General features: G+C 43.9%; 20 protein-coding genes and 2 tRNA genes. 9 read left to right on the top strand and 13 right to left on the bottom strand.

Annotated features, from left to right (window positions below; genetic code table 11):
• Positions 1-109: 109 nt before the first annotated feature.
• The gene (locus tag FIV04_RS15740) at positions 110-856 is read left to right on the top strand and encodes a helix-turn-helix domain-containing protein (RefSeq protein ID WP_152469660.1); all 747 of its coding nucleotides are present in this window, start codon (positions 110-112) and stop codon (positions 854-856) included.
• A gap of 154 nt (positions 857-1,010) precedes the next feature.
• Positions 1,011-1,238: a hypothetical protein gene (locus FIV04_RS15735; RefSeq protein WP_152469659.1), complete on the top strand. Its 228-nt coding sequence runs from the start codon at positions 1,011-1,013 to the stop codon at positions 1,236-1,238.
• A gap of 129 nt (positions 1,239-1,367) precedes the next feature.
• On the opposite strand, the gene FIV04_RS15730 is transcribed toward FIV04_RS15735, so the two are convergent.
• The 5 genes from FIV04_RS15730 to FIV04_RS15710 are packed head-to-tail and all read right to left on the bottom strand — an operon-like array spanning position 1,368 to position 5,080.
• Positions 1,368-3,428 carry a heavy metal translocating P-type ATPase gene (locus FIV04_RS15730; protein WP_152469658.1) on the bottom strand — a complete coding sequence of 687 codons (2,061 nt, stop codon included), beginning with the start codon at positions 3,426-3,428 and terminating at the stop codon, positions 1,368-1,370.
• Positions 3,425-3,727, bottom strand: coding sequence for a YtxH domain-containing protein (locus FIV04_RS15725; RefSeq protein ID WP_150896572.1), 303 nt, complete (start codon positions 3,725-3,727; stop codon positions 3,425-3,427). The genes FIV04_RS15730 and FIV04_RS15725 overlap by 4 nt, the downstream gene beginning before the upstream one ends.
• Positions 3,717-4,022, bottom strand: a complete 306-nt coding sequence (locus FIV04_RS15720) for a magnetosome protein MamC (protein ID WP_152469657.1) — start codon at positions 4,020-4,022, stop codon at positions 3,717-3,719. Before FIV04_RS15720 ends, FIV04_RS15725 begins: the two co-directional genes overlap by 11 nt.
• A 2-nt stretch (positions 4,023-4,024) precedes the next feature.
• Complete coding sequence (locus FIV04_RS15715) at positions 4,025-4,750, bottom strand: YtxH domain-containing protein (RefSeq protein ID WP_253895482.1); 726 nt, start codon at positions 4,748-4,750, stop codon at positions 4,025-4,027.
• A gap of 12 nt (positions 4,751-4,762) precedes the next feature.
• A complete protein-coding gene (locus FIV04_RS15710) occupies positions 4,763-5,080 on the bottom strand; it encodes an HMA2 domain-containing protein (RefSeq protein WP_150896570.1) in 318 nt (105 codons plus the stop codon).
• A gap of 141 nt (positions 5,081-5,221) precedes the next feature.
• Here FIV04_RS15710 and FIV04_RS15705 point away from each other — a divergent pair, with 141 nt between their 5' ends.
• The gene (locus FIV04_RS15705; RefSeq protein ID WP_253895480.1) at positions 5,222-5,584 is read left to right on the top strand and encodes an HMA2 domain-containing protein; all 363 of its coding nucleotides are present in this window, start codon (positions 5,222-5,224) and stop codon (positions 5,582-5,584) included.
• 98 nt (positions 5,585-5,682) lie between these two features.
• Here FIV04_RS15705 and FIV04_RS15700 read toward each other — a convergent pair whose 3' ends face one another.
• The 4 genes from FIV04_RS15700 to FIV04_RS15685 form a co-directional block, all read right to left on the bottom strand.
• Complete coding sequence (locus FIV04_RS15700) at positions 5,683-6,129, bottom strand: hypothetical protein (RefSeq protein WP_152469656.1); 447 nt, start codon at positions 6,127-6,129, stop codon at positions 5,683-5,685.
• 93 nt (positions 6,130-6,222) lie between these two features.
• The gene (locus FIV04_RS15695) at positions 6,223-6,474 is read right to left on the bottom strand and encodes a hypothetical protein (RefSeq protein ID WP_152469655.1); all 252 of its coding nucleotides are present in this window, start codon (positions 6,472-6,474) and stop codon (positions 6,223-6,225) included.
• Between the two features lie 200 nt (positions 6,475-6,674).
• Positions 6,675-6,749 (bottom strand) — tRNA-Gly (locus tag FIV04_RS15690).
• Between the two features lie 39 nt (positions 6,750-6,788).
• Positions 6,789-6,863, bottom strand: a tRNA-Gly gene (locus tag FIV04_RS15685).
• A 359-nt stretch (positions 6,864-7,222) separates the two neighbouring features.
• Between FIV04_RS15685 and FIV04_RS15680 the strand changes: the two genes are divergently transcribed.
• The 4 genes from FIV04_RS15680 (at position 7,223) to FIV04_RS15665 (ending at position 11,766) form a co-directional block, all read left to right on the top strand.
• Positions 7,223-8,386, top strand: a complete 1,164-nt coding sequence (locus tag FIV04_RS15680) for a threonine/serine exporter family protein (RefSeq protein ID WP_032552720.1) — start codon at positions 7,223-7,225, stop codon at positions 8,384-8,386.
• Between the two features lie 189 nt (positions 8,387-8,575).
• Positions 8,576-9,937: a DUF1800 domain-containing protein gene (locus tag FIV04_RS15675; RefSeq protein ID WP_152469654.1), complete on the top strand. Its 1,362-nt coding sequence runs from the start codon at positions 8,576-8,578 to the stop codon at positions 9,935-9,937.
• An 8-nt stretch (positions 9,938-9,945) separates the two neighbouring features.
• The gene (locus FIV04_RS15670; protein ID WP_152469653.1) at positions 9,946-11,091 is read left to right on the top strand and encodes a DUF1501 domain-containing protein; all 1,146 of its coding nucleotides are present in this window, start codon (positions 9,946-9,948) and stop codon (positions 11,089-11,091) included.
• A 120-nt stretch (positions 11,092-11,211) separates the two neighbouring features.
• A complete protein-coding gene (locus FIV04_RS15665; protein WP_152469652.1) occupies positions 11,212-11,766 on the top strand; it encodes a hypothetical protein in 555 nt (184 codons plus the stop codon).
• A gap of 60 nt (positions 11,767-11,826) precedes the next feature.
• Here the strand turns inward: FIV04_RS15665 and FIV04_RS15660 are convergent, their stop codons facing one another.
• A complete protein-coding gene (locus FIV04_RS15660; RefSeq protein ID WP_152469651.1) occupies positions 11,827-12,432 on the bottom strand; it encodes a LysE family translocator in 606 nt (201 codons plus the stop codon).
• A 99-nt stretch (positions 12,433-12,531) separates the two neighbouring features.
• Between FIV04_RS15660 and FIV04_RS15655 the strand changes: the two genes are divergently transcribed.
• Positions 12,532-13,452, top strand: coding sequence for a LysR family transcriptional regulator (locus FIV04_RS15655; RefSeq protein WP_152469650.1), 921 nt, complete (start codon positions 12,532-12,534; stop codon positions 13,450-13,452).
• A 29-nt stretch (positions 13,453-13,481) separates the two neighbouring features.
• Here the strand turns inward: FIV04_RS15655 and FIV04_RS15650 are convergent, their stop codons facing one another.
• Positions 13,482-14,594 (bottom strand): AraC family transcriptional regulator, encoded by a 1,113-nt coding sequence (locus tag FIV04_RS15650; RefSeq protein WP_152469649.1) that lies wholly within the window; start codon positions 14,592-14,594, stop codon positions 13,482-13,484.
• A gap of 21 nt (positions 14,595-14,615) precedes the next feature.
• Here FIV04_RS15650 and FIV04_RS15645 point away from each other — a divergent pair, with 21 nt between their 5' ends.
• Positions 14,616-16,622: a TonB-dependent siderophore receptor gene (locus tag FIV04_RS15645; RefSeq protein ID WP_152469648.1), complete on the top strand. Its 2,007-nt coding sequence runs from the start codon at positions 14,616-14,618 to the stop codon at positions 16,620-16,622.
• Between the two features lie 194 nt (positions 16,623-16,816).
• Here the strand turns inward: FIV04_RS15645 and FIV04_RS15640 are convergent, their stop codons facing one another.
• Together FIV04_RS15640 and FIV04_RS15635 are read right to left on the bottom strand one after the other, a co-directional pair.
• Entirely contained in the window at positions 16,817-17,740 is a 924-nt protein-coding gene (locus FIV04_RS15640; RefSeq protein ID WP_152469647.1) for an amino acid ABC transporter permease, read from the bottom strand.
• A 150-nt stretch (positions 17,741-17,890) separates the two neighbouring features.
• Positions 17,891-18,700, bottom strand: a complete 810-nt coding sequence (locus tag FIV04_RS15635) for a transporter substrate-binding domain-containing protein (RefSeq protein WP_032552714.1) — start codon at positions 18,698-18,700, stop codon at positions 17,891-17,893.
• Positions 18,701-18,704: the final 4 nt, after the last annotated feature.

The raw sequence follows: 18,704 nt of genomic DNA, 5'->3' as shown, positions 1-18,704 counted from the left end.
TGTCGCCCTACTCACAAAACACCTCAATCTTCGGGTTAATAGGTTTTCTAATGTGCCTTGTTTGTTAATTTATAAACTGAGTCCATCAGCAATGAATTAAGAAAACGATATGTCAGGAACGCAATCCATAATCAAAGAGCTCAAAAAGCAACTCAAACTTCACGATGTTCATTATCAAGATATCGCGACAAAGTTGGACTTGAGTGAAGGTTCGGTGAAAAGGCTACTTGCAGACGGCAATAACATAAGTTTGGCGAGACTTAGCGTGATATGCGAACTCATCAGCATGGATATATGTGAGTTGGTTAAGTTAGTTGCGAACGCAGAGAAAAATCTCCAGAGCTTAACGTTCGAACAGGAACAACAGATTGTGTCAGACAAGGCTTTGTTAATGGTCTCAGTATGTGCGCTAAATGGGTTTCAATTTAACGAAATCATCGAACGCTATAACATCAATAAACAGCTGTTGATGCAAAAGTTGATTGAGCTAGACAGGTTAGGGGTACTGGAGCTGATGCCAGACAATCGAATTCGATTACTGTTGTCACCCAATTTTGATTGGATAGCGGGCGGACCGATTCAAACCTTCTTTTTAACTCAAGTGCTACCAGAGTTCTTTAATAGCCACTTTAGTCGACAAGATGAAAAGTTACTCATGTCGACCGGTTTGATGTCACCGCACACCAATCAGAAGTTCCAGTTGCGTTTGCAGAAGTTAGTTGAGGAGTTTTATAACGCTTGTCAGGGTGATAATGAGTTGGAAATGTGTGACCGAAATGGCACCTCTTTGATAATCGCACTGAGGCGTTGGCACTTTGATATGTTCGATAATATTGATTGTATCAATGCTAAGTAACATTTTATAAGACTTGGGGTGCCACTATAAGTTACTTGATTGGTTTTGGTCTCAATATCTGATTTATGAATGCATTCTTAAATCCAGTGGTACGAGGAGTGGTTGGCAGTGTTATCCCCTCGAGAATATCGGACTCAGATTTAAGGACAAAACAATGAAAATCAAAAATAAAATTCTAGTGGCTATGGTTGGTCTTATCTCAATGACGGGATGTACTGCGACACAACAACTGTCCAGAGTAAAAGTACCTGTACCTACTAAAAGCATCAATATCGCTCCTACAATGATTACACTAGCAAGAGTCACAAAGGCATTGACTCCTGTAGTTCTGACCCTTGCTCAACCAGTGGTGATTTCTCCTAGAATCGTAATCAGTCAATAATAATCAAAAGCCCAGCAAATTAGCTGGGCTTGATTTTATTGGTTAGGCGAGACCTACTTGGGCACTGGAAGCAATTGTTACTGTTACAGCCAAATAGGGGCGCTTTTCAGCTTTGATTTGTTTATCTAATTAGCCGTGACGCAACGCTGCAGAGCGTCCCAGAATAGATAAGGTTGTGCCATTGTGTAGCAGAGCGCTCATTGCGGGGCTCAGGTACCCAAGGGCAGCCGCTAACATAATGCCACTGTTGACGTATTCAGCAATCTTGATGTTTGAGTGGATGACGCCCATTGCAATGTTTGCCAATTCACGTGCATCGGAAAGTGCAGAAAGCTTATCATGTAGAAGAACCACATCAGCAACTTGCCTTGCAAGTTCAGTCCCTTGAGACATGGCTACGCCCACATCAGCAGCAGTCAAAGCGGGCGCGTCATTAACGCCATCACCGACGAACATCACTTTTTTCCCCTGCTGTTGTAATGACTCAACTATCGAGGATTTGGTTGAAGGTACGGCTTCTGCAAAGATTCGATCTAGTTTCAGTTCGTCACCTAGGATTTGAGCTTTATACCGGCTATCGCCAGTGATCATGATGAGCTCTTTAATTCCAAGATTTCTGAGGTTATCTAAAGTGGCATGGGCATCTTCGCGTAAATGATCTCGAAGGCCGAGCATACCAATAAGCTTGCCTTGGTAGGAGATGAAAATAAGATGTCGACCTAAGCTCTCATAATGGCGAATCGTTTCTTCATATTCCGTAAAGCAGACCTTTTCGTGTGCTTCAAGGAAATGACGACTGCCCATGACAAGCTGTTCACTATTTAGCGTGGTTTTTAGGCCGTGTGCGATGACGTATTCTACTTCCCCATGATCGATATGAGGCAACTCATGTTGTTTTGCAGCATTAACAACGGCTTGAGATAGTGGATGGTTACTGTGTTCTTCAACCGATGCAGCCATAGCAAGCAGATCGCGGGCACTATTGTTGTTACACAACGGGATCACATCCATTACTTCCATATCGCCATGAGTTAGTGTTCCGGTCTTATCAAACACACAAGTATCGATGTTAACCAGCTTCTCAATCGCTGAACCACCTTTGAATAAGATACCTTGTGAAGCCGCTCGGTACATTATGGATTTGAATGTTACCGGAGTGCTGAGTTTTAATGCACAAGAGTAGTCAACGAGGAAAACAGAAGCGACTCGATTGATGTCTTGGGTTAGTGCAAATACAGCAGCACCAATTCCAAGCGTGATTTTGACGCGACGATTGGCCATGTCTTGAGTGACTTGTTGAGTTTCACTTTTCTCACTTAATGAATCGTAAATCAGTTTAGCAATTTTAGCTGTTGTCGCTTCACTACCAACCTTATCAACTCGAACTTGAACTGTGCCTTCATGAACACTGGTGCCAGAATAAACAATGGCGTCTTGCTCTCGTCTTACAGGCACATTTTCACCCGTCAGGGAGGACTGATTAACCAGAGCTGTTCCTTTTACTATCGTGCCGTCGATTGGGATCGCGACACCGGGGCCGAGCTCAATTACATCACCCGGTTTTAATTCAGAAGAGTGAACCTGCGATCGTTGATGATCGTTCACGAGCCAGACCAAAGACTCTTGAGGACGCATAAGATTAGCAAGCAGCTCATCACTGTTGCGGCTCGTTTTCTGCTCCATATATTCGCCCAAACTGATCAGGCTTTGAGTCATCATCGCGGTGCTGTAGTCACCGCGCCATGCAGAAAGCCCAACAGCGACAGCGTCAAGGACCTCAACCGATACATCTTTGTTTCTAAGATCGTTAAATCCTTCAAATAGCGTTGGCGCAATTAGCGTTGCCGTACTCATTGTGGCCCATTTGTTCGGTAGTAGGGCTGCCGCAATGGTACCGATGACATTCATAGCTATATCACCACGAGTATACTCGTGTTCGGTTTCTTCTTGCTCCGCAGTATCGAAGTCGAGCTGCAACAGTCTCGTTTCGACGTTTGAGGCTTTAATTATTTGCGGGTCGTACTCAATGGTGACCGAGTAAGCCTCTTCATTAACGCGAACGTCACGAATTCCCTGAATCGCAAGCAGGCTTGTTTTGATCCAGTTACCAATATCTGAATGTTGCTTTAAGGCAGGAACTTTAAAGCGAACACGACCAGGGAAGTGGTGCTTAACCTGCAGATCAATCATTCGTCGCCTTTGTGTAGGTTTCGGTAGTATTCGAGTTCCGCTTGCGTGTCTTCTAGTCGTTCTTTCAGTTCTTCGACTTCACCTCGCACTGCCGACCACGCTTTTTCGCCCGTTGCGGCTACGCCTTGCTTAAACTTTTTATTGGTCAGGAGATAAGCCACCGCAGCACCTGCTGCAACGCCCATAGCAAAATGAGTTTTGCTGTTTTGCTGCTTGTATTGTTGTGGTTGCTCAGTCGTTGGCTGAGTCGGCTGTTGATAGCCGTAATATGGGTAGCCGTATGGATTATTATTGTTCATGATTCTTTTCCGATGATTGGTCTAGTAGATAGAGGCCAGCTGCACCCACAGAGATAATGGTGAGCAGCGACAAAGCAGGGCGTCCTGCCATTTGTTCGGCGACATAAGTTGTCGAACCAGCAATTGCGCCAGCTTTTAATGCATCTTTGGCTGCGTTGGAAACCATAGTGTTAGTCTCCAACTGCCCGGCTTTGTGTTGCTGCCATTGTTTTGCTACGGATGCACTGCCACCAGCGATTGCACCAACGAGCATCGCTCGATTCGCTGTACTCAACTTGTTGGTTGCATTGCTCATAATTACTGCTCTTGAATTGCTGGGGCGTCATCATCCATTTTAGGTGCGCGAGGCTCTTGCCCTGGTTGAAGAGGTTTAATTACCGGTTCAGCCTTATGTTTCTGTACTGACTCTTGATACCCTTGTTTGCCTGCTGCAACTGTGTCTTTAAAGATTTCGCTGCTGGTCGATACACTTTCTTTTACGGTACTTGCAGTGTTAGCGGCACCGTCACGCATAGCTTCACCGCCATTTTTAAGCATGTCACCAGCGCCTGAAACCAATCCCATTAGTTTCCCACGCACATTATCATTGCTAAGAATCAACGCAGCCGCAGCGCCAACCATAGCGCCTTTCCAGAACTCTTTATCACTCATACCAAAACTTCCTAATATTTCTTTAAATGTACTTGCGTCTTCTCCAAGCGCACCGTCGAGCATCGCTTGTGCCTGTTCAAATAGGGCATTGTTTTCCTCTTCTTGAGGAGGTGGCTGTGGAGCGTGTGTTTGATTATGTTGCGGCGGCATCCCTGGATGTGGCCAGTGTGGATGCATCATCCCCGGATGCATAAACTGAGGAGGCATAGGTTGCCCATGCATCATGAATGACGGCATTCCCATCGGGGGAGGCATGTTTGGATCCAACTGACCATTTTGTTGGGCTGCGAAATAGGCGTTTGCCATCTCTTTCTGCATATCCAACATTGCGTTGAAATAGGCTTGATAAGGGTTGTTTGTCTCGTTACTCAAGGTCTTTACTCCCTAGAGGTTTAGCTGCTCGGCTAGTGCGTAACATGCTTGTTCCGCTTCTGCGGCGGAGTCGGAAAATAGAGTGTCTATGGTGCTAGGCTGAATACAGGTTGGGTCATATTCAATGACGATGCTGCCTGTCGCGGTATTGATCTTGTAGTTTCTAAATGCCGGGACAGAAGCAAGGGCTTGTTCAATCTCATCGCTCCGATAGCTAGCTAGCTGAGCGACAATACCTAGCTTGTATTTAAGACGAACTCGTCCAGGGATATGATGGCCAATCGATACCCACTTTCTTAGCTTTAAGGCCTTGTTTATGTGCTGTTTCATACACTTGAGTATAATAGCCATGAAAAATATATGGATACCAAAAAGTAACATTTGGTGGATTTAAATAGAGATGCTTTGCGCTGAATCAAGTTTAATGATATGTTGCTATTGAGATTGGTTATCATTAAGGTTCTTGCTAAGATGAACACTTATATTCACAAAACAAATCAAAGGCTTAGGGTTAGATCTGACTATATTAAAGATCACCCATCAGAGGTGGAGAAGCTGATCAATCAGCTGAATGACATTGATGCAATCTTTGAGATTAAGTACAAAAAGTACGCAGGTTCTGTGGCGATTCAGTTTGATAAGAATGAGTTGGATTGTGAAAGCCTGTTAGAGATATTAGAGAGCCATAATTGGACTCATAGCAGTGACAAGCCTTCTTTTGTTGAACAAGCTATGGTTTCAGGAACCAAGACCCTTGTGAAAGGAGCAGCGACGATCGCATTAAATCGCTTACTGGGACCCACGGTTAGTCGTATGGTGATGAGTATTGCGTAATATCACTGTATTAACTCGCCGAAAGTGAAAAAGCAGCCTAAATTGGCTGCTTTTTTGTGGGCGACTTTTGGTATTGAGAGGCGTCTTCGGGTTCAGAATCAAGCGGAGAGTTGGAATTTCTTCGCTGCACATTTACACAAACCGTTTTGTAGAGCAGGGCAGCGTTTACAAGGAGGCGATTTAAGCGGTAGTCGTCCTATAGAGGAAACATTACTCAGCGTTTGGTTGGGCTTTACTGGACTTAAACTTGAAGTATTGGCTGCAGATCGTTGAGATGTGGAGATATTCAAACCAACAGGCGCATCGTTTAGCCAAGATATGACTGGGCTAAACGGTTTAGCCAACTCTGAGACAGCGCTGATCGCGACCTGCTCGGCAAGTTCTTGGAACTCTTTTGATGAAGAATAACCGCGCGATGGGTGAGATGTAGAATTCAAAGAAGAGTCAGGATTCTTCTTTAGCTGTTTTAGTAGTTGTAAGGAAGCAGAAGGCGACTTTTTATTCGCCTTCTTATACAGTTTTGTTAATGCCTTTTTTGCTTTCATCCCAATACCTCCGATAACGACGTAATTATACTATCAGTTATACGGTTGCAAATAAATCTCATTTGCTTTTGTGCTGGGAAGAAATATGCAGCGTTACTGGAGCAAAATAGCAGTTTCTAAAACATGATGTGCTTCACTACTGAGGTGAGGCATGTCGCTCATTATTTTTTTGAGCTTGTCGTCAATGGACTCTGCGTCATTTAAGGCTTGAAAGTTCAAAATTGCTTGCGCCGGTTGCTGTTCAACGTAGCCCTTCAGCATACTCAATTCTATTTTGTTTGCATTCTCGACTTTGGTGAGAGCCATTGTAATGGCTTCTATGCTTAAATCTTTGTTTTTTAACATTTTTATTATTACAACATTGCTTCTATTGCGCGAAGACTAACACAAGGTCTCAACAAGGATATTGATTGAGATTATGAAATGCTGCTACAAAGCGAAAAGGTGCAAATATTGTGAGTTTAGTCTCATATGACTTTGCAACGAATGAGAATAACGTTGATGGAAATCGATGAGATGAAATAAGTTTAGATGCAGGAGAGCATTGGAGCGTGCAGCGGGAATCGAACCCGCATCATCAGCTTGGAAGGCTGAGGTAATAGCCATTATACGATGCACGCTTATCGTCTTATTGAGAAAGACTAAGCAGGTTGAAGATCTGGAGCGTGCAGCGGGAATCGAACCCGCATCATCAGCTTGGAAGGCTGAGGTAATAGCCATTATACGATGCACGCACATCGTCTTAACGAGATCGATAATGCCACATCTAACTGAAAACGAAACCTTTTTTTCCTGATTTTTATGCTAAGTGGTCGCATAATCACCGTTGCGCTATTTTTTTGTTCGTTATGGTCTTATAACCGAGCATTCTGTGTGAGCAAAGTCCCATTTGAGGTTGGGATTGGTTTGTGAATGATTCAGGTGTCTATATGACATTGATATGATTGATAACTACAAAGGGGTATGATGTGCGTTATTATTTTTGCACAACGAAAAAAAGTATAAAAATGAGGAACTAATTACCCCAAATCGCTCGTCAATCAGCTGTACGTTTGTTACATTTGCCGCATATTTTTTCACCTCTGTAACGTCCATGCCTTCCCAGTATCGAATTAACAAAATTGTTGAAATCGGCGACACTCTGCATCGCAGTGGCTGTGCACCATATAAGCTCGAAAAATACACACAGCACTATGCGAAAAAGCATGGTGTAGATGTGATGATCCAAGCGACTCCAACGGCGATTAACTACCAGTTCCCTGACGACAACAACGCGGTTATTTTGAAGCGCCTTAAACCTGCTTCAATTAACTTGAGCCTGTTAGCAAATACGATCATTCGTATTAACCAGCCAAGTAGCGAACCCGTACCTGAGCCTGTAGGTTACTCGAAGTTTGTCACGGCTCTAGCGAATATGGGCATTCCACCGGCGTACTTAATGTTGGTTGGTAGTACTTTGGAAGCGGTTGGTTTTTCTGTTCTACTGGGACTTATGGTGTGGCTGTGTCAGCAAGTTTGTCATGGGCGACGTGCTATTGCAGTAGAGTTCATTGCCGCTTTGATCACAGGTATTTTCGTTGCTTTCCTTGCCAGCACTGGCTTACCCGTTCCTGTATGGGCTTTGTGTATTGCTTCGATTGTTCTGTTTGTGCCCGGATTGTCGATTGCTAACTCCTTAGAGTGTTTAGCATTTAATGACTTAGTTTCGGGCACAAGTTTATTGGGGCAGAGCGCGTTAACCTTGATTAAGCTGTTTGTTGGCATTGTCATGGGGCTGAATATTGGCGAAGCGTTATGGGGACAGGCGGCGTCTATCTCATACACCAATGAGGTGCCGACGTGGATGCATATATCCGGTCTGGTATTGATCTCAGTATCGATTGGTGTGATGTTTAATGCTCGTCCAACAGATATCTTGCTGGGACTGCCAGTAGCCGTGTTGGGTATGTGGGGGCCGTTCTACTTAGGCTTTGATAGTGGCTGGGTTGTGGGTACTTGGGTGACTACGGTATTAATCACGCTATACGGTACTTGGATTGCCAAGAAAATGGATCTCACTGGCTCTATCTACATTGTTCAAGGCATTATCATCCTAGTTCCCGGTAGTCGTGTATTAGTGAGTGCCAGTCAATCGGTATTTGAGCAATCTATTTTGCCGATTCCAAGCATTGGTCTGTCAGCGCTATTTATGTTCTCGGCTATTGTCGCGGGGCAAATTACTGCATATTCAATTTACTCTCCAAAAGTAGAGCGTTAGTTTCTAATATTGATGGTGCTTGTCATTGGCTGGCACCATATGCCTCTCTTGTTTCCTTCTATTTCCATATCAAACCAACACTGGGTTAATTGTTTATCCTTGATTGTGATGATTGGTGTGAGACTGAGTGCTCAACCAATTTGCTCATTTCCTATTACACTTAAACAGCGGCGAATAGGGAGTATCGCAATGAGCTATTATCCAACATCAGAGATAGTGAGTGAGCAAAGGTTCGGCTTCGGTCCTAAGTTGGGCCAAGAGCGTTATTACACGTTATCCGAACAACTTTCTCGACCTGCTTTTACCCACTCTAGTCTAAAGGTCTTGCCAAGTACCCAATCGATATTGATAAAAATGGGCGAACAAGGTACTAAAAGAAATAAGGCTAAAAAAGATCCCGACCAAATGAAGATGGTTAAGGATCAAACCAAGCAGTTCTTTCGATCAAACTATCGTCAACAAGCCGAAGCTCGATATCAGCAGAGTATCCATACACCACTGGGCTTCCAAGAGCGACTGATTCAGTTTTGGAGTAACCATTTCGCTATATCCGTCGACAATCGACGGTTATTACCTTTGGCGGCTCACATTGAAAATGACGTAATAAGAAACACGTGGAATCGCAATTTTTCGGAGATGTTGTCAGGGGTGACCAAGAATCCAGCTATGCTTATTTACCTCGATAATCAACAGTCCATTGGACCGAACTCGAAATTGGGTAAGCGTAGAGGTAAGGGTTTAAATGAAAACCTCGCCAGAGAGATCCTTGAATTACATACGCTAGGAGTGGGGAGTGGCTATTCGCAACGAGATGTATTGGAACTCGCAAAGGCGATATCAGGGTGGGGCGTTAAGCTCAAATCTCCAAACGTGGGTTTTCGATTCTCAGAATCAGCACATGAACCAGGAAGCGTTACTCTACTTGGGCGTCGTTACAATCAAATTGGAATTAGGCAAGGGGAGCAGTGTTTAGCTGACTTAGCCGTCCATGCAAGTACAGCAGAGCATCTTGCCCGTAAGCTATGCCTGCACTTTTTGGGAAGCGAACCTAAAGAGCTGTCTGCGGATATGGCACAGGCATTTGTTCGCTCTAAAGGGCAGTTGATGCCAATGTATAAAGAGCTGATTAAAAGCAAAGACATTCATGTGTCGTCGCCAGTGCGATTTAGAACGCCTAAAGAGTGGCTGTTTGCAGTTGTAAGAAGTGTCAATATTGAACTTACTGAGAGACAAGCATTGAATACTCTAAACGCTATGGGCCAGCCACCTTTCAAACCGGGGTCTCCTGTTGGTTGGTCCGATAGAGACAGTGATTACAATAGCCCTTCAGCTCTAACTCAAAGAATGCAGGTGGCGAATCGGTTGGCGAATCTAGCTGTAAAATCAGCTAAGCAATCAAATCTTAAGCCTCAGGCTCTTTTACAAGATGTTGTGAATACTCTCTATCCTGATGCGCTTGATGAGCATACAGCGACTGCTTTATCAAAAGCCGATGGCGTACCGATGAAACTCGCTTTGCTTTGGCTTAGCCCACAATTCCAATATCGATAGGAGGCGCTATGAGCATTAAACATTACAATCGTCGCCAATTCTTAACTATTGCGACGGTGTGCAGTGCTTCTGTGGTATGTCCTTTACCTCTCTTCGCACAAACACAGTCTAAGAATGTATTTGTTTGGATAACACTGCGAGGTGCAATGGATGGGCTCAATGTCGCCGTTCCTTATGGTGATGCTAGTTATCTCGCATTACGTCCCAATATCGGTTTGAAGAAACAACAGTTGTTATTACTTGATGACTTTTTTGGGCTGCATCCGTCGATGGAGCAGTGTCATAAATGGTTTAAGGAGAAGCAATTTAGTATTGTTCAAGCCTGTTCAACACCATACCGATCACGTTCGCACTTTGATGGTCAGAAAGTGCTAGAGAACGGTACCAATGATCCCTTCCATACAGATGGTTGGTTGAATCGACTATTAGCGTTAAGTGACTTACAAAACCAAGGTATTGCCATCGATTCAGGGTTACCATTGATCATGCAAGGTGAAAGCAAAGTAGCAAGTTGGTTTCCAAATAAGCTCAAAACTCGAGATAAACAAACGGAATTACTGGCCGAGATGTTTCAAAGTGATGAGATGCTCTCGTCAAATTTCGACAGTGTAATGAAAGTCGATGAATTAGTCGGAGACGAAACCGTAGGTAAACAGTTTAAAGCTATAATGTCGAAAACCGGAGATATACTGTCAGCAAATGATGCTCCGAATATCGCCGCACTGGAACTGGGTGGTTGGGACACACATGCAAATCAAGGTGCGGAGAAAGGTAGACTCGCCAATCAGTTGAAAGCTCTAGATTCCGGATTAGCCGCATTAAGAGCGTCACTCGGTAAAAACTGGGATAAAACCGTGATTCTGGTTGCCAGTGAATTCGGACGAACAGCCGCTGAAAATGGCACTAAAGGAACCGATCACGGCACAGGAAACGCGATGTTTATTGCTGGTGGTGCGGTTAAGAGCGGCAAGGTTTACACCCAATGGCCTGGGTTATCAAAAAATGAGCTATACCAACAAAGAGACTTGATGCCAACGACCGATATGAGGTCAGTTATACGAAGTGTTCTCTCTAATCATTTATCTCTCAGCCGAGAACAGTTGAATGAAGTTTTCCCAGGTAGTGACAATCTTCCACCGTTCATTCTTACTTAAGGCTCTTTGTATATCGATCGAATTTATAAAAACTAATCTAAGTTATTAAATTTATTCATTTATTGTTTGAATTCTGATAATGTTCGCGGATTATTAAATATAGATATATACAGGCTTAATATGAAACGAATGATGGCAGTGGCTCTAGTTGCTACTTTAGCAGGGTGTCAGACGACATTACCTAACACGGCTACGGAAACATTATCTGAACCTCATGGTCAAGGTGCATTAGCAATCGCGACAGCAATTAGTAAAAATCAAGTTACATACCCTTGTGAGACCTTCTCGTTTGATTTGTACGAAAAAGTAGATGGGGAGGTAGTTGATTCAGAGCCACAAACACTACGATTCTTTGTGTACGAAGACGCAAATTACGCGTTATTCGATGGTATTAAGCCAGGCGAATATGTTCTAAAAGAGGCGCGTTGTAATATACGCCGCGGATTTGTGGTGGATGGCAAGTCGTTTTTGACTTTAGAGATGAATTCAGAGCATGTAATTGAGCCGAACACGGTAACTATCTCACCGAACTTTATCTATGCAACTCAAGATAAAGACGGTTATTTTAGTATCCAAATTTCTGAATTTGAATCTAAGCATGCAGCGCAGTTTCAGAAGTTTTTAGGTGACGAAATTAAAAACGACAGTTGGTCTTTCGGTTACTTTAAAGGCTGATTAAGTTGATAACGACTATGGCCACCAGTCTAAGCCATAGTCACTATTTAATTGGGTGCGCTATGACTTCAACGCTAGCGCCGACCCAAACAATACCAAACCTGCACCACATACCTGAATTAATCGCTGTTTGAATTTGTTTAACCAATCTTGCAACAACGGTGACGTAAACAGAACTGCGACAAGCGCAAACCATGCCATATGCAGTGCCATCATATAGACACCGTAACCCAGTGCGAATGCATTGTCGGTTGAATTATTGGTGATCAACTGACTAAAAATACTTAAGAAAAACAGCATTGTCTTTGGGTTAAGAACGTTACAGAAGAAGCCTTGTACAAAGTAGCGCTGTCCCTTTTCTTGAGTTGCCTCCGCTTCATTTGATACTTGCTCTTTTGACAAGATACCCTTCACCCCAAGATAGACTAAATATCCTGCGCCTAAATATCGAATAGTCTGAAAAACTAATTCATTTTGTGAGATTAAGTAACTTATCCCAAACATTGAATAACTGATGTGGACGCCAATTGCGAGGCTAATTCCCACCGCTGTGAGAATGCCAGCCCTACGCCCGAAGTTGATGCTGTTCTTTAATACCAGAACAAAGTCGGCGCCGGGACTGATAACGATTAAAATACCTAAGATGGCTAAACTGATGAATTCCATATTATATGACTCTGATGTGAAACGAGCCGTTATTGTATGGTCCACCGTGCAGAACTATAATCGAAAAGAATTCTTATGATATGTGAGTAAAATTCACCAATGAGACATCTAAAAGCTTTTCAGGTATTTAACGTCGCTGCCAGTGTCGGGAGTTACAGTGAGGCCGCTAAACAGCTCAATATTACTCATGGTGCTGTGAGCAAACAGATTAGAGTATTGGAAGAACATTTAGCCTGTTCGCTGTTTTACAAACAAGGGCGTGGTGTTCGTTTAACCTCTGAGGGGGAATTGCTTAAGGGCTATACTGAACAAGCATTTTCGGCACTTCAGGCAGGTGTTAACGTGTTGAGCATGCAAAATAACAATGTTCTCGAAGTATCCTGTGAGCCAACGCTAACCATGCGTTGGTTAATGCCGAGAATATCTGAATTCTTTGCTAAGTCTGGTATCGATGTGCGCTTATCGACAGCTGGTGGTCCTGTTACGTTAGGCGCTTCGGGGCTTTCGCTCGCCATTCGCCGTGATGACTTTGAAGCAGGAACAGACTACCAAAAACTGTTTTTAGTGGAAGAGTGGGTTGGGCCTGTTTTCTCTTCGCAATATTGGGAAGAGATCTCTCGCAAAAATACTGATGTGACATGTTTACACAGCGAGACTCGGCCCGAGGCTTGGAAAAACTGGTTGTCCTATTTTGATATCGCCAATTCAGCTCAAAAACAACCAGAGCGTAATCAATGCTTTAACCAATTTAAGAGTGCACTGAATACATCAACCAAGAACCACACCATGGGCCACTTCTATTTTTGCTTACAAGCGGCGGTTGATGGTTTAGGGGGCGCGATTGGTTCTTACCCTCTAATACAGGACGATTTGAGCCGAGGTAATTTGATAGCGCCGTTCGGCTTTGTTAAATCTGGTTTTAATTATGTTTTACTTGCTGAGCAAGACAAACTGTCTCATAACGAAGAGCAGTTTAGCGACTGGCTTAAAGCGGAACTCGCAAAATCGGTACCTGAATAGCTTAAGCTTTTTCTGATTTGAGCCGGAGTTCATGACGCCCTTACAGCAATATCATGAGGTGGCATACCAAAAGTCTTCTTAAAGGCGTTGGTAAAGTTTGAAGGGTGTTGATAGCCCGCTTCGTAAGCGGCTTCAGTAATGGATACAAGGCCTCTTTCCAAATGTTGGCGCGCGATTTCAAGGCGTCTAAAACGAATGTAGCCATTGATGGTCATGTTGTAAGATTGCTTGAAGCGTCTTTGAATATTAGAAACACTCATCGAGAACTGCTTGGCTAGCGTTTCTAAGCTGAGTTCTTGATCCAAATGAATTTCAATATAGCTGATCATCGCCTCAATACGTTCATCATTACTTTTGTTTTGTATTGCACTCGAACTTTTGGCCAAGCCTAGTTTCGTAGGACTACTTTGACAAATTTGGCAGCAGGCTAGGGGAAGTTGTGAAAGTGAGCTCGCTAGCAACTGTTGTGTTAAGGCTTCTATATGCAGCTTTTGGTGGAAATCATCTGGAGTAGAACTTGTTGTTAGTTTTTGGGCAAGCTCTAAGATTTGGTCGGTGATTTCTAGATGGTAGTTAGCGGTATGCGATTTAATAAAGTTGCGGCTGGTGCAATCTTCGTTCATACGTGCTTCGAGCCATTGCGGCTTTACTAAGATATTGATTTTATTTAAGTGGTTGTTGGCGACCATCGCACGACGAAAATTCGCAGGCTTAGCGAGATTGACGACAACACCTTGTGGCTTTTTTGAAGCATCAAGGTTGAACTCAAGATCATCATAACCAAATGATAATTTCCCCTCCAAGAGTATGGTGACCAGCACCGCGGCATGCGCCGTTGAGACGATCTTGGTATCGACGAGTTCTACACAGCGCCCTCCATGAACAAAAATCTGGTCATTGTACTGATAAGAGAGAAAGGTGCCTTCTGCAAGCGAAGTCTGTTTAGGTTGGCCTTGTGTGACAATAATCTGCTTTTCTGTCTGCTCTAGCTTTTTTGTTAAAGTGACTTTGCCAATTCTAGCTCGTTTTGATGCTACTTCACCCATTTGACCTTTCCTCATAACACCTATGCGATTTTGCATAAGTGAATCGCCTGTCCATTTATAAACTCGACCCATATTATACATGAGAATTATTATCATTTATATCTAGGAAAAGAATTTATGGAAAGCCCAATCCATTTGACCATTAAGCGCTCAACATTATGCCTCGCAATTGGCGCGGCTATCGCTAGCCCAGCCTTTGCCGACGATACAACATCAAACTTTGAAGAAGTGGTTGTGTGGGGTACTAAGGTATCGAGTAACTCTGAGTCTATGGTGTCTGAGGACATGTCACTCAAACAGGCGGACCATATGTCTGATCTGCTGCGCGATATTCCTGGTGTTGATGTCGGGGGAACGCACTCTGTTAACCAACGTATTACTATTCGTGGCTTAAGCGAAACGGATCTTGATATTCGTTTAGATGGTGCGTCTCAACATGCGAACATGTTCCACCACATCGGTAACCTGACGCTAAACCCAGATATTTTAAAGTCTGCTGACATTCAGGTGGGTAACAACTCAGTGACTCAAAATGGTTTAGGTGGTGCGGTTTATTTTGAAACGAAGGATGCGAAAGACTTACTGCGTTACGATGAAACCTTCGGTGCTCGCGTTTATGGTGGTTATGCGACGAATGACAGTCAACAAGGCTCGTTAACGGTTTATGGCACACCGACTGATACTATTGATCTAATGGTGTACGGCAACTTTGTAACTCGTGATGATTTTGAAGATGGAGATGGTAATAAGACCTTCGGTGCGTCAGGTGATGTTTATAACATTCTAGGTAAAATTGGCTACGAGCCGAGTGACCTGCATCGTTTTGAATTAGCCTATGATCTTTACAGAGATAGTGGCGACTATAGCCCACGTCCTGATATGTCTGGTGGTGCGAATGAAGGTTTGTCGAGTGATAAGCTTATTCCAACGGATTATGATCGTGACACGGTCACGTTAAGTTATGAGATGCGCGGTGATACTCATCAAGCTGACGTAACACTGTATAACACCATGACTGAGATTATTCGTGATGAATCTGTTATGGCTCCAGCATGGCCGGGTAATCGTCAATCAAAAAACAAGGCGAAAAACCAAAACCTTGGCCTGACTGCAAAAATTCAATCTGACTTCAGTATCGCAAGCTTCGACAATACTGCGACCTATGGTTTTGATTACATGGATAAGACATCAAGTTCTTACTACGGAAGCCGTAAGTTCATGGATGAATCTGCAATTTCAACGGCCTTGTTTGCAGAAGACCAATTCTACTTTACAGACAATTTCTCTGTGACAGCCGGTCTACGTTTTGATGACTATAAACGTAAAGCGGAAACCGGTACTGACAACTTTGATGATGTCACATGGGCTTTGGCAACCGAGTGGGGTGTAACACAAGACTGGACTCTGTTCGCCAGTGCACGCTCGCTATTTAAAGGCCCAGAGCTGCTAGAGAGCTTTATCGCTTATCAAGATGTGGCGTATTTAGCTGATGACATCAAAGCTGAAACAGGTCTAAACACGCAGGGTGGAGTTCGATTCAACAAATACATTGAAGATCATTTCCTAGGCGCAAATGTAACGGTCTTCCAAACTGACATTGATGATTACATTGTTGAAGCGTACCAAGGTGCTACATCATCTTATTTAATCTATAACTTGGGTGATGTTGAAATCAAAGGTTTCGAAGCGAGCGTATCTTACGGCTACGATATGTTTAACAGTAAGCTGTCTTACTCGCGTTCAGACACCAAAAACAAAGAGACAGGTGGCTATGTACCGGGTGGTAACGGCCGAAGCATTGATATGGGTGACAGCATAGCGCTGACATTGGATTATCAAGCGGACTCTCTAGAGACGATCTTCGGTTGGACGTCGATCCTTGTTAAGGATGAAACAAACGTGGCTGATGGTGCGCCAATCAAAGAGGGTTACGATGTACACAACCTTTATGCTCAATGGGTGCCAAATAGTGTTGAGGGTTTATCGGTTACGTTCGGTATAGATAATGTATTCGATGAGTTGTACACCTCTCATGCGTCACGTTCAGGTACAGCTCGTGGTTTTGTGCTAGACGATTACGAACCGGGTCGTAACTACAAACTGTCAGCAGCATACCAGTTCTAATGGCGTAGGGTTTTGAAACAGCGCGACCAAAACGAGTCGCGTATAATCAGAAGAATACATGCAAGCAGGTTAACGTTCACTCAATCTGATTTATCCCCATAGGTATCAGTATTGAGTTGGCTTGGGCGCTAAACGAACGTTAATTTTATTGTGGCAAAATGGCCTCGGCAATCAGCTTGAGGCCATTTTTTTGTTTAGCGATTGAGATAGGCGCGAGAGCGTATTTCAATCCACTTAAACAGGCGAGATAGGGCGAAGCACAAGGTGAAGTAAACTGCGCCAACAATCAGCCAAATCTCAAAGATAAGCCCCGATGAATTAGCCATTTCTGTTCCAACAAACGTCATCTCCTGAATCGAGATCAAAGAGACGATGGAGGTATCTTTGACAAGAGATATTGCTTGCCCCGCAAGAGGTGGGGTAATTGCTGTGAGTACTTGTGGGCCAATCACGAAACGGTATTTAGAAAAGCTAGATAGCCCTAGTGAATCGGCGGCTTCCCATTGTCCTTTCGGGACGCTCTCTAATCCAGCACGAATCACCTCTGCAATATAGGCAGAAGAGAGCAAGCCAATACAGATAACGCCAGAGGCTAGATTTTCCCATAGGTTAGAAGGGCCGAATAGGAAACTCTGCAGACTGTTAATCTCTCCGTTATGCTCGCGCAAGAGACTCTCAAGCCCGAGTAAAGGGATGAGCTGATTAGAGATAAAAAAGTAGAAGATGAACACAAACACCAAGGGTGGAATATTACGAACCAGTTGAATGAACAACAATGCAGGAGTTCGAAACACAGCTATGGATGAGTGACGTGCAACACCGAGCACAATGCCCACAGAGAGTGCTAATACCATACTCCATAGACTCAAGCGTAATGTCGCGATTAAGCCCTGAAAGAAATACGGAATGCTTCCTTCAGAAGGTGGAATGAAGATGAGATTAAACGCATCTTCCCAGTGCCAGTGATAATTGATGCCAACCGAAGAACGATAATATAGCCAACCAGAAAAAAGGCCGACAAGGAGAAGTAGCACGCCATCGAGAAGAGTAAGGCGTTGGTACCAAGCTTTGCTTTGGGGGCTAGGTTTGGTTGCTATGAGAGGGCTTGTATCCGTCACTGATAACCTATGTGTAGATTCATACTTAATAATTTTCGTTTCAAAGTAGGCTCATCGAACCCACTTTGAAACTCAATTATGAAGCGGCCAGCCAATTGACTGGCCGCTGTGTTTGTCTTTCTTAGAGCTCGCTCAGAGCGATGATTTTAATTACTGGCCTTGAGCAATCTGATCTTGCCAGTCTAGAGTTGAGAACCAGTATTCGTAACGCTCTTGTAGCCAGCCATCTTCAGTACGAGCTTGAATCCATTTGTTGAAGAATTCTGCTTTATCAGTTTCACCTAGGCGTACTGCAAAAGCTTCGTTACCTTTTGATAAGCGCTCTGTGAACGGAATGAACAGAGTGTCTGAGTTTTTAATGCTCTCGTGCTCAGGTTTAGGGCTCGATGCAATCACAGCGTGCGCGTTACCGTTAAGAACCTCTTGGAATGCTTGAGCATCGTCATCAAACTGTAGAACTTTTGCTTTCGGGAAGGTCTCGCGAGCTACTTGAACGGTGAATGCGCCGCGGCGAGCCGCTATTTTCACGCGACGAGAGTCGAAGTCAGAGATTTCAGTGAAACCTTTCGCCAGTTCTTTGTTCGCTGCAAGCTGAACGCCAGAGTGAGAATAAGGTTCGGTGAAAAGAACACTCTTGGCACGAGCTTCAGTGATCGACATTCCACCGATAATCACATCAAATTTCTTAGAAAGTAGAGAAGGAATAATGCCGTCCCAAGCTGTTGGAACAAACTCTACTTTCCAGCCTGAATCTTCTGCTAGGCGCTTCGCAACATCAATCTCAAAACCAACAAGGTCGCCTTGCTTGTTACGCATTGCCCAAGGAACAAAGGTAGACATACCAACACGCAGCGAACCACGTTCGTTAATCTTGTCTAGATTAGGTGTTTCGGAGGCCAAAGTCGGTAAGCTGACGGCTAACGCTAAAAGCGCAGTGATGGCAGATTTAAATAGCTTCATGCTG

This window comes from Vibrio sp. THAF190c (assembly GCF_009363355.1).
Classification (GTDB): domain Bacteria; phylum Pseudomonadota; class Gammaproteobacteria; order Enterobacterales; family Vibrionaceae; genus Vibrio; species Vibrio fortis_A.
Note: the sequence above shows the minus strand (reverse complement) of the source record. Positions and strands in the feature narration are given on the sequence as shown.

What these genes read in the sequence shown, in the direction of transcription:
- FIV04_RS15740 (WP_152469660.1), top strand. Translation starts at nt 110, where the DNA reads ATGTCAGGAACGCAATCCATAATCAAAGAGCTCAAAAAGCAACTCAAA.
- FIV04_RS15735 (WP_152469659.1), top strand. Translation starts at nt 1,011, where the DNA reads ATGAAAATCAAAAATAAAATTCTAGTGGCTATGGTTGGTCTTATCTCA.
- FIV04_RS15730 (WP_152469658.1), bottom strand. Translation starts at nt 3,428, where the DNA reads ATGATTGATCTGCAGGTTAAGCACCACTTCCCTGGTCGTGTTCGCTTT.
- FIV04_RS15725 (WP_150896572.1), bottom strand. Translation starts at nt 3,727, where the DNA reads ATGAACAATAATAATCCATACGGCTACCCATATTACGGCTATCAACAG.
- FIV04_RS15720 (WP_152469657.1), bottom strand. Translation starts at nt 4,022, where the DNA reads ATGAGCAATGCAACCAACAAGTTGAGTACAGCGAATCGAGCGATGCTC.
- FIV04_RS15710 (WP_150896570.1), bottom strand. Translation starts at nt 5,080, where the DNA reads ATGAAACAGCACATAAACAAGGCCTTAAAGCTAAGAAAGTGGGTATCG.
- FIV04_RS15705 (WP_253895480.1), top strand. Translation starts at nt 5,222, where the DNA reads ATGAACACTTATATTCACAAAACAAATCAAAGGCTTAGGGTTAGATCT.
- FIV04_RS15700 (WP_152469656.1), bottom strand. Translation starts at nt 6,129, where the DNA reads ATGAAAGCAAAAAAGGCATTAACAAAACTGTATAAGAAGGCGAATAAA.
- FIV04_RS15695 (WP_152469655.1), bottom strand. Translation starts at nt 6,474, where the DNA reads ATGTTAAAAAACAAAGATTTAAGCATAGAAGCCATTACAATGGCTCTC.
- FIV04_RS15680 (WP_032552720.1), top strand. Translation starts at nt 7,223, where the DNA reads ATGCCTTCCCAGTATCGAATTAACAAAATTGTTGAAATCGGCGACACT.
- FIV04_RS15675 (WP_152469654.1), top strand. Translation starts at nt 8,576, where the DNA reads ATGAGCTATTATCCAACATCAGAGATAGTGAGTGAGCAAAGGTTCGGC.
- FIV04_RS15670 (WP_152469653.1), top strand. Translation starts at nt 9,946, where the DNA reads ATGAGCATTAAACATTACAATCGTCGCCAATTCTTAACTATTGCGACG.
- FIV04_RS15665 (WP_152469652.1), top strand. Translation starts at nt 11,212, where the DNA reads ATGAAACGAATGATGGCAGTGGCTCTAGTTGCTACTTTAGCAGGGTGT.
- FIV04_RS15660 (WP_152469651.1), bottom strand. Translation starts at nt 12,432, where the DNA reads ATGGAATTCATCAGTTTAGCCATCTTAGGTATTTTAATCGTTATCAGT.
- FIV04_RS15655 (WP_152469650.1), top strand. Translation starts at nt 12,532, where the DNA reads ATGAGACATCTAAAAGCTTTTCAGGTATTTAACGTCGCTGCCAGTGTC.
- FIV04_RS15650 (WP_152469649.1), bottom strand. Translation starts at nt 14,594, where the DNA reads ATGATAATAATTCTCATGTATAATATGGGTCGAGTTTATAAATGGACA.
- FIV04_RS15645 (WP_152469648.1), top strand. Translation starts at nt 14,616, where the DNA reads ATGGAAAGCCCAATCCATTTGACCATTAAGCGCTCAACATTATGCCTC.
- FIV04_RS15635 (WP_032552714.1), bottom strand. Translation starts at nt 18,700, where the DNA reads ATGAAGCTATTTAAATCTGCCATCACTGCGCTTTTAGCGTTAGCCGTC.